The organism is Salinimicrobium oceani (genome assembly GCF_012037645.1).
Genome location: NZ_JAAVJR010000288.1, coordinates 1 through 568, shown reverse-complemented (window position 1 = coordinate 568; position 568 = coordinate 1). Strand labels below are relative to the sequence as shown.

Here is a 568-nt window from a genome sequence, read left to right as displayed (position 1 = left end):
AGGCTTTTTTTGTGGCTTACTTTCTAAAAAACAAGCCGGTTTTTTTAAAAAACTGTACTTTTATCCCAAAAGAGACTGCATGAACTATATTTTGTTCGATGGCGCTGTTCGTTCGCAACTCCTGCCATTTACCTTTACCCGACCGGTAGCCGATATCAGAGTCGGGATCCTCACCATCCGTGAAAAATGGGAAAAATACCTTAACACCACTACCTCGACCATTACCGAAGATTATCTTTCAGAAAAATGGCCTATGGTCGAAATGGAAGAAAATGTAATGATCAATGCCTGCTTTTTGCCTACCGCCGAACTTGTAGAGCAAATCATGGGTCTGCAGCCCGGCGAGGCAATTTTCCACGAAGAAGATGTGGTGGCATTTCATGCCTACGAAGAACAGGAGGTGAATTTTGCCGACTGTAGCAGTATTGAAATGGAGGGTAAAGCTATCATCATTGAACATCCATGGGATATTTTTTTAAAAAACGGGGAAGCGATCGCTGCCGATTTTGAATTGCTTACCAGAGACAGGAAAAGCGAAGCTTTATCTGCAACCAATAATGTTATAGCG

General features: G+C 42.4%; 1 protein-coding gene. It reads left to right on the top strand.

Annotated elements, in window-relative coordinates; genetic code table 11:
* Positions 1 to 79: 79 nt before the first annotated feature.
* Positions 80 to 568 (top strand): putative sugar nucleotidyl transferase (locus HC175_RS16770; protein ID WP_262887244.1); only part of this gene is annotated, 489 nt, incomplete at its 3' end.